Origin of the sequence: Geomonas sp., from assembly GCF_035254065.1 — a bacterium.
Lineage (GTDB): Bacteria > Desulfobacterota > Desulfuromonadia > Geobacterales > Geobacteraceae > Geomonas.
Window position 1 is genome coordinate 1 of the sequence record NZ_DATFBA010000291.1, and the last position, 8,220, is coordinate 8,220.

7 protein-coding genes are annotated in these 8,220 nt (G+C 63.7%); all 7 read left to right on the forward strand.

What is annotated here, in order from left to right:
- The first annotated feature begins 40 nt into the window (after nucleotides 1-40).
- On the forward strand, nucleotides 41-1,165 hold the full coding sequence (locus VJ604_RS13315) for a DegT/DnrJ/EryC1/StrS family aminotransferase (RefSeq protein WP_324083276.1): 1,125 nt from the start codon (nucleotides 41-43) through the stop codon (nucleotides 1,163-1,165).
- The gene (locus tag VJ604_RS13320; protein WP_324083277.1) at nucleotides 1,162-2,130 is read left to right on the forward strand and encodes a hypothetical protein; all 969 of its coding nucleotides are present in this window, start codon (nucleotides 1,162-1,164) and stop codon (nucleotides 2,128-2,130) included. The genes VJ604_RS13315 and VJ604_RS13320 overlap by 4 nt, the downstream gene beginning before the upstream one ends.
- A gap of 90 nt (nucleotides 2,131-2,220) precedes the next feature.
- Nucleotides 2,221-3,645 (forward strand): lipopolysaccharide biosynthesis protein, encoded by a 1,425-nt coding sequence (locus VJ604_RS13325; protein WP_324083278.1) that lies wholly within the window; start codon nucleotides 2,221-2,223, stop codon nucleotides 3,643-3,645.
- Nucleotides 3,638-4,807, forward strand: a complete 1,170-nt coding sequence (locus tag VJ604_RS13330; RefSeq protein ID WP_324083279.1) for a glycosyltransferase — start codon at nucleotides 3,638-3,640, stop codon at nucleotides 4,805-4,807. The genes VJ604_RS13325 and VJ604_RS13330 overlap by 8 nt, the downstream gene beginning before the upstream one ends.
- 27 nt (nucleotides 4,808-4,834) lie before the next feature.
- Nucleotides 4,835-6,175: an O-antigen ligase family protein gene (locus VJ604_RS13335; RefSeq protein WP_324083281.1), complete on the forward strand. Its 1,341-nt coding sequence runs from the start codon at nucleotides 4,835-4,837 to the stop codon at nucleotides 6,173-6,175.
- The gene (locus tag VJ604_RS13340) at nucleotides 6,172-7,257 is read left to right on the forward strand and encodes a glycosyltransferase family protein (RefSeq protein WP_324083282.1); all 1,086 of its coding nucleotides are present in this window, start codon (nucleotides 6,172-6,174) and stop codon (nucleotides 7,255-7,257) included. The genes VJ604_RS13335 and VJ604_RS13340 overlap by 4 nt, the downstream gene beginning before the upstream one ends.
- 10 nt (nucleotides 7,258-7,267) lie before the next feature.
- Nucleotides 7,268-8,220, forward strand: a 953-nt coding sequence (locus VJ604_RS13345) for a glycosyltransferase (RefSeq protein ID WP_324083283.1), incomplete at its 3' end; no start/stop codon positions are given.

Consider the following 8,220-nt stretch of genomic DNA (forward strand, 5'->3'; position numbering starts at 1 on the left):
GCAAGGTGTTTTACGACCAGCTGAAAGCGAAGTGAGAGCCATGCAATTCATCGATCTACACGCCCAGCAGGAAACGATTCGTCCGCAGATCGACGCCGCCATCAAGCGGGTGCTCGACCACGGCCAGTACATCATGGGACCCGAGGTGGCCGAGCTGGAGCATAGGCTGGCCGATTTCGTCGGGGTCCGTCACGCCATCGGCTGCTCCAGTGGCACCGACGCCCTGCTGTTGCCGCTTTTGGCCTACGGCGTCGGCCCGGGCGACGCCGTTTTCACCACGGCGTTTACCTTCTTTGCCACCTGCGAGATGATCGCCCTGACCGGGGCGACCCCGGTGCTGGTCGATATCGACCCGGAAACCTTCAATATCGACCCGGGGAAGCTGGAGCAGGCCATCGGCACGCTGAGCGGCGGCCTGCGGGCGAAAGGGATCATCGCCGTCGATCTCTTCGGTCTGCCGGCCGAGTACCAGTCGATCATGCCGCTGGCCGAGAAACACGGCTTGTTCGTGATCGAGGACGCGGCCCAGTCTTTCGGGGCGGAGTACCGGGGGCGGCGGGCACCCGGGCTGGCGCATGTCGGCGCGACCAGTTTCTTTCCGGCCAAGCCCCTGGGCTGCTACGGGGATGGCGGCGCGGTCTTCACCGACGATGACGCGCTGGCCCGGAAGGTGCGCTCTCTGATCATGCACGGCAAGGGCGTCGACAAGTACAATAACGTCAGCATCGGCCTCAACGCCCGCCTCGACACGCTGCAGGCGGCGGTCCTGATCGAGAAGCTGAACATCTACCCGCAGGAGTACGCTCGGCGCCAAGAGGTCGCCGCGCTCTACGCGAGCGAGCTCGGCACGGATGGCGGCGTCGCTGTCCCCCGCGTCCCCCCTCACAGCCGTTCAGCCTGGGCACAGTACACCGTACGGAGCAACCGGCGCGCCGCGCTGCAGGCAGCTCTGCAGGGGGCCGGCGTACCGTCCATGGTCTACTACGAGAAGCCGATGCATCTTCTGGACGCCCTCTCTTACCTGGGCCACCAAAAAGGGGATTTCCCCCATGCCGAAAAGGCGTCGGAGACGGTGTTGTCGCTCCCCTTTCACCCGTATCTGACACCCGACGAGGTGAGAACGGTTGCCAAAACGGTCAACATGGCAGAGGCGGCTGAGCCATGAGGTTTTCCACGGAGGCCATGATGAGTTTCAACTCGACAGCGACCCGCAGGTTGTTCTCCGGGCTGTTCCTCGCCCTTTGCCTGGTGGCCGGAATCCAGGGTGGTTCCACCTGCGCGGCCACCGCTAGCGGTTTCACCGGACCCGAGGTGCCCGCCGTCTCGGGCCTGCGCGGGGACTACACCAACATCGGTGCCCGAACCGCGGACGGGCGGACCGACATCGCCAAGCTGATCTCCGTGCTGAAGACCATCAACGCCAGCGACTACTTTCATCTGGTCTGGGACAACCGTCCGGCCTATCGCTATGCCTGGGAAGACTTCCAGCTCATGGCCCCCCAGTTCCAGAATGCCGGCCTGAACCTGTGGCTGACCCTGACCCCGCCTTCGGAGGGGGTGCCGGTTCCCTTTGGCGGCGATTACGTGCAGTGGGCGGTGGAGTGCGCCAAGCTCGCCAAGAGCTATCCGGCCATCAAGGGGATCGTGATCGATGACTTCAACGGCAACACCAGCCTCTTTACCCCGGCCTACTGCAAGAAGATGATGACCGAGGCGCACAAGATCGCGCCCAAGCTGGCGCTGCTGGCGACCTGTTACTACGGCTACGAGACGAAGATCCTGAAGCAGGTCGAGCAGGGCGCCATCGACGGTGTGGTCTTCCCCTACTTCTACCCGCAGGAGAACAACTCCGACACCACGCTGTTGTCGGCGCAGATAAAGATGTACCGCATCACGCTCGACAAGACCCTGAAGCGGGTCAAAAAGCACAAGCAGCTGCCGCTCATCGTGATGATCTATGCCACCAAGCACTCCCAATCTCCGGACGCTCCCACCCCCGACTACGTCAAGGAGTGCATCAGGATCGCCCGTCAATCGATCGACCAGGGGCTGGCCAACGGCGTGGTGACCTACCAGTTGCCAAAGAGCGATCAGGCGTTCATCGATGCGGTGTCATCTGCGTACCGGTGACGCCGCGTCAGCGGCAGACACTCTCGGCATCTGCTGGGCTCTGCGTTTCGCCGGCGCAGCGCGCCGCTAACGGTTAGGCATAGATAGTTCATGGTCCCCCAAAAGCACTCTTTTTTCCGCAACGTTTCCCTGCTGGTCGGCGGAACGCTCATCGCGCAGGTGGTGTCGGCCCTGGCTGCACCGGTTCTTACCCGACTGTACTCGCCTCAGGATTTCGGCACCCTCGCCGTCTTTTCCTCCCTTATCGCGGTGCTGGTGGTGGTGGGGGCGCTGCGGTATGAAATGGCCATCCCCATGGCTAAAACCGAAGAGGAGGCCGTTCATCTGGTGGTGGCCTCGATCGGGTTCTTCGCGCTCTTTTCCCTGTCACTCACGGCCCTGCTGCTGTCGCCGCTCTCCACGTACGCGACCTCTTTGCTGAAATCGCCGACCCTCGCCCACTACCTCTGGCTGGTACCCATCGGCGTGCTCTTCATCGGCCTGTATCAGATCTTCTACCTGTGGAACAACAGGCAGAAGCAGTTCGCCGTTCTTTCCAGCACCAAGGTCCTTCAATCGGTGGGACAGGGGTGCATCCAGATCGCATCCGGCTCCTTGCTGTTCAAGGAGGTAGGCCTGCTGATCGGCTACATGGTGGGGCAGTTTCTGGGGGTCACCTCCCTGGTGAGAAGGGGGAAGGTTCCTTTCCGTTCCGTCTCCTGGCGTGCCGTCCTGGACACGCTCAAGGTGTACAAGAACTTCCCCCTGTACAACCTGTGGGCCTCCCTGATCAACGTCATCGGGCTGCAGGCACCGCCGGTCCTCATGTCGCTGTTCTTCTCCGCGGCAGTGACCGGCCATTTCGCCCTGACCATGCGGCTGATCGGGCTGCCCGCTGCCCTGGTCGGCCAGGCCGTGGGCCAGGTCTTCTATCGAAGCGCGGTGGAAAAGAACGACAGCGAGGAGGGGATGGGAGGGCTGGTGCAGGATCTTGCCGCCACCCTGCTGAAGATCTCGTTTCCGCTGTTCGCCGTGGTCATGCTGGTGGGACCGGACCTCTTCGGCGCCGTTTTCGGCGCATCCTGGCGTACTTCGGGGGTCTACGCCCGCTACCTCTCCCCTTGGATGATGGTCTCTTTCATCTCGTCGCCGCTCAGCACCATCGTGCTGATCAAGGGAAAGCAGAAGCAGGGCTTCCTGATTTGCCTGTACGAGACCAGCTTGAGGCTGCTGGGGCTGTGGGCGGGCAAGCTCGCCGGGTCGGCCGAGGTCGGCATCATGGCTTTTTCCGCCAGCGGCGTGGTCATCTGCACGGTCTACATCGTCTACATCTTACGGCTGTCGGGGGTGCCGTTTTCCGGGTGGCTGAGGGGAAACAGCCGGTACCTCTGCGCGGGCCTGTCGCTGGCCGGGCTCACCGCCCTCCTGGTCCGTTTTCTCCCGGAGCAGCTCGCCATTTTGCTCGCCGTGGGCGCCATGCTGCTCTTGATGGCGTCCTCTGTGCGCTCCTTACTGAGGCGGTACGCCCATGTCTAAACCCCATATCCTGTTCGTGCCCTCCTGGTACCCGACTGCGGCGACGCCGCTGCTGGGGATATTCTTCCAGGAGCAGGCCCATGCCCTCCGGGACGCCGGGCACCGGGTCGGGGTGGTGTATGCCGATATCCGCAGTCCCAAGTTCCTGAGCGTCGAGCAGCTGATCAAGGGACACTTCCAGACCACCTTCCAGCGGGAGGAGGGGATCGACGTGGTCCGCTTCCACGGCTGGCACCCCCCCAAGGCCAGACGGCTCGGGACGCAGCTGTATCGGCTGGCGACCGCGCGCATCGTCGGGAGCTACATCCGACGCTTCGGGCGTCCCGACCTCCTCCATGCCCAGGGGACCCTCTGGGGCGGGGTTGCCGCCTGCGAGGCGGCACGACGCTACCGGATACCCTACCTGGTCACCGAGCACTCCTCGGTTTTTTCCCGCAAGCTGGTCTCGGCCTGGGAGACCCCGTACCTCGAGCGGGTCTTGGCGTCGGCAGCCTCGGTGTTGACCGTCAGCGGCAGTCTCGCCCGGGAGCTTGCCGGCTACCGTGGCGGGGGTGAGATCCGGGTGGTGCCCAACGCAGTGGACACCTCCTTCTTCGCACCGTTTGAGGGGAGCAAGCCCCGGACCCCCTTTGTCTTTCTTTCGGTCGCCAACCTCAACCCCAACAAGGGGACCGATCTCCTGCTGAAGGCGTTCGCGCGGAGCTTCTCCGGCAGAACGGATGTGGCCCTGGAGGTGGGCGGCGACGGCCCGCAGCGGCGCTCTCTCGAGGAGCTTGCCGCTGCGCTCGGCATCTCGCCGCAGGTCCGCTTCCTGGGCGCGCTCTCCCGTGAGCAGGTGCGGCAGGCTATGTGGCGCGCCTCGGTGCTGGTGGTTTCCAGCCACGTGGAGACCTTCGGGGTGGTGGCGATAGAAGCTATGGCCACCGGGTTGCCGGTGATAGCGACCCGCTGCGGGGGCCCCGAGGAGATCGTGGTGCCCGGCACCGGCCTGCTGGTGGAGGCCGGCAGTGTCGAGAGCCTGGCCGGCGCCATGGAAAACGTCTGTCAGGGAGCCCCCTTCGATCCCCGCCACATCAGAAGCTATGCCGTGGAAAATTTCGGCAGAGAGAGGCTGGTGGAAAGACTCGCTCTTGTCTATCAGCAGATACAGGCGGCCTGCTGACGGCAGGTTCGCCCGAGAGGTTCCGGTATGCAGCGCGTGGTGGCCGCGAGGATGGCCAAAAAAACCTATTTTTTTCTCCTGCCGGTGAGCGCGGCGGTCGGCAATTATGCCCTGCTCGCCGCCAGCAAAAGCTCGGGGGGGCTGAGCGCCTGGCGGCTGCTGGTGCTCCTGGGCGGCTGCCTTGCCGTCTTCGGTCTGCAGTGGGTCAGAAACCGCAATCTCCGGCTGCTCCCTGTCGTGCTCTACGTCTGGGTTGCCTGGGGACTGCTGTCGCTGCTCTGGACCCCCGATCTGAAGAGCGGCTCCTCGGACGTGGTCAACATGGCGTTGTACCTGCTGATGGTGCTCGGCACGCTCGGCCTGCGGGGGTATGAGCCGGGGAACCTGAAGGCGCTCTGCTCGGGATGGGTGGCGGCCTACCTCGTTTCGGGTGCGGTGGCCAGCTGGGAGCTGTTGACCAACAACCACCTGCCGGGCTACTGGATAGAGGAGAATCCGGCCCGGGCGCTGCTCGAATTCGTTGCGATCAGCTTCTACAGCAATCCCAACAACTACGGGGCCTTCATCCTGCTGTCCGTCCCTTTTCTGCTCCTTGCCATCGGGACTGCCACCGGCTACTGCAAAAAGGCCGTTCTCTACGCTTTGCTGCTGTCCGCGCCGTTTTTCATCCTGGCGACCGGGTGCCGCCTCGCCCTGGTCGGCTTCATGGTGCAGATCCTCACCTGGCTGTTGTCGGGGAAGAGGAAGGCAAGCGCCCTTTTGGTGATCGTGGTCATGGCCTGCCTGGGACTGGTCGCCCTGCAGGGGCTGAGCGCCCGCAACGAGACCAAGCTGGAGAAGATACTGTCGCTCCAGCAAAAGGTGACCGGCGACGAATCCTTCCGGTCCCGCGCCAACCTCTCGCTGAACGGGCTGACCATGTTGTTCCACTCGTACGGCATGGGATACGGCGCTGCCAGTTACGAGAAGGTAAGCGCGTCCTCCATGCTGCCGCTGCGGCAGACCTCGGGGATCATCAACCCGCACAACTTCACCATCCAGATCTTGAGCGAGTACGGCGTCATCGTCTTCGCGTTCTTCGCCTGCTGGATAGCAACGCTTTTGCGCTCGTCACTGGCGGCAAAAGGAGCCGGCAGCGTTGCCGGTTCCGCAGCCGACCTGTACGCCCAGGCGGTGGTGATCAGCCTGGTCGGCTACCTGTTCGCCTCGGTCTGCCACAGCTCATATCTGAAAGAGATGACCCACTGGACCTTTCTGTCCACCCTCAATCTCATCGCAGGGTACCTCTACTATACGAGAAGAGAGGAGGGGGGGTGCGCTCTCGTCGAAGAGCCCCCCCTGCTCACCAACGTCAAGGCTTCAACATGATCAAGATTCTGCATTTCGGACTTTCCGCCGCCCTGGCTAAGGGCGTCTTGAACCAGCTTGCCTCGGAGCGCTCGGCGGCCAGGATGTTGTCGCCGGAATTTTCCTGGGACACCAAGTTCTTCACCTTGCGGCAGAGCGAGGGGGACTTCGTGGAGGCGGTCAGCGACGGCCGGCGCTTTGGAGCCCTTTACGACTACTACGCCCTCCGCTCCCGTGCCTTCGCCTGGCTGAAGCAGAACCGTCACCGCTACGACGCGGTTTTGCTCAGATACTCGTGCGGGGATCTGATCCAGTACCTGAACAGCGCCTGGTTTGATAATGTCTTCACCGTCCATCACACCTTCGAGATCCAGGAGGCCAAACTCGCCGGCGGGGTGCGCGGCACTGTCAAGTCCTCTCTGGAGAAGGAACTGGGGGCGCGCGTGCTGGCGAGGACCAAGGGGGTGATCGGCGTCACCGGCGAGATCGTCCGCTACGAGCAGGCGAGGATCGCCGCGGCCAAGCCCTCCTGCTGCTACCCCAATGGCATCGATCTGTCGCGCTCTGCGCCGATCACCGACCGGCGCGAGGGGATTCCCAAGCTGGTCATGGTTGCTTCTTATTTCGACGAATGGCACGGCCTGGACCTCGTGATAGCCTCGCTCAAAATGCAGCCGGAACCCTTCGAGCTCCATGTCATCGGGCGGGCCAAGGAGGACGACATCGCTTCCTGCCACTCCGACAGCAGGTTCCTTTTCCACGGCCTGCGCGACCAGTCCTACGTCCGGGAGATCTGCGAGCGGTGCGACCTTGGCCTCAGCTGCTTCGCCCTGGAGCGCAAAGGGATGAGCGAGGCATGCACGCTGAAGGTGCGGGAATACCTCGCCTGGGGGCTGCCGGTGTACGCCGGGCACAAAGACGAGGCGCTGCCGGAGAGCTTTCCTTTCTACCGGCGCGGCCAGGCCGATGCAGCTGCCCTCCTGCGCTGCGCGCTAAAGTGGAGGGAGGCCGGCAGGGAGCAGGTACGAGCGGAAGCCACTCCCTTTATCGACAAGAGGGCGCGCATGCAGGAACTTTGTTCCTGGCTTGCGCGGCAGGTGTGAGGGGGGAGGTATGCCGTCGTCCGGCAAACAGCGCATAACGGTCCTCTACGTGGTCACCGGTCTGGCCACCGGCGGCGCCGAACTGATGTTGTTGAAGCTGCTCACCGTCATCAAGGAGCGGGGGATCGATCCGGTGGTGGTTTCCCTTATGGATGAAGGTACCGTGGGGAGGAAATTGGCCGCCATCGACGTCCCGGTCCTCACCCTGAACATCCGGGCCAAGGCCTTTCCCCTGGCGGCCCTGCTCGACCTGCGCAGGATGATCAGAACCGTCGCCCCCGACCTCATCCAGGGGTGGATGTACCACGGGAACATCGCGGCGACCGTAGGACAGTGGCTTTCGGTCGGCAAGCGGCCGGTGCTCTGGAGCGTGCATCACTCGCTCGACGATATCGGCAAGGAGAAGAGGCTCACCAGGCTGCTGATCGGCCTGGGTGCCCGGCTGAGCAGCTCGACGGCCGCGGTCCATTACTGCTCGGCGACCAGTGCGCTGCAGCACGAGGGGATCGGCTTCTGCAAGGCGAGGAGCACCGTCATCCCCAACGGTTTCGACTGCCTCGCCTTCTCTCCCGACCCGTCCCTGCGCCTGAAGATCCGCCGGGAGCTGGCGATCGGGGAGGACGTCCTGGTGGTCGGCCATGTCGCCCGCTATCACCCCATCAAAGACCACGGCAACTTCCTGGCCGCTGCCGCCCGGCTGAACCGGGAGGGAGTCCGCGCCTGTTTCGTGCTTTCCGGCGCCGGGGTCAGCTGGGACAACGATGAACTTAGGGCGCTGATCGGCCAGCACGCTTTGCAGGATCGGGTGTTCCTTCTGGGAGAGAGGGGGGACGTTCCCGCGCTCATGAACGCCTTCGATATCTACGTATCTTCCTCCTGGAGTGAAGCCTTTCCTATCGCAGTTGGGGAAGCCATGGCGTGCGGCACCCCCTGCATCGCTACCGATGTCGGGGATTCCGCGCT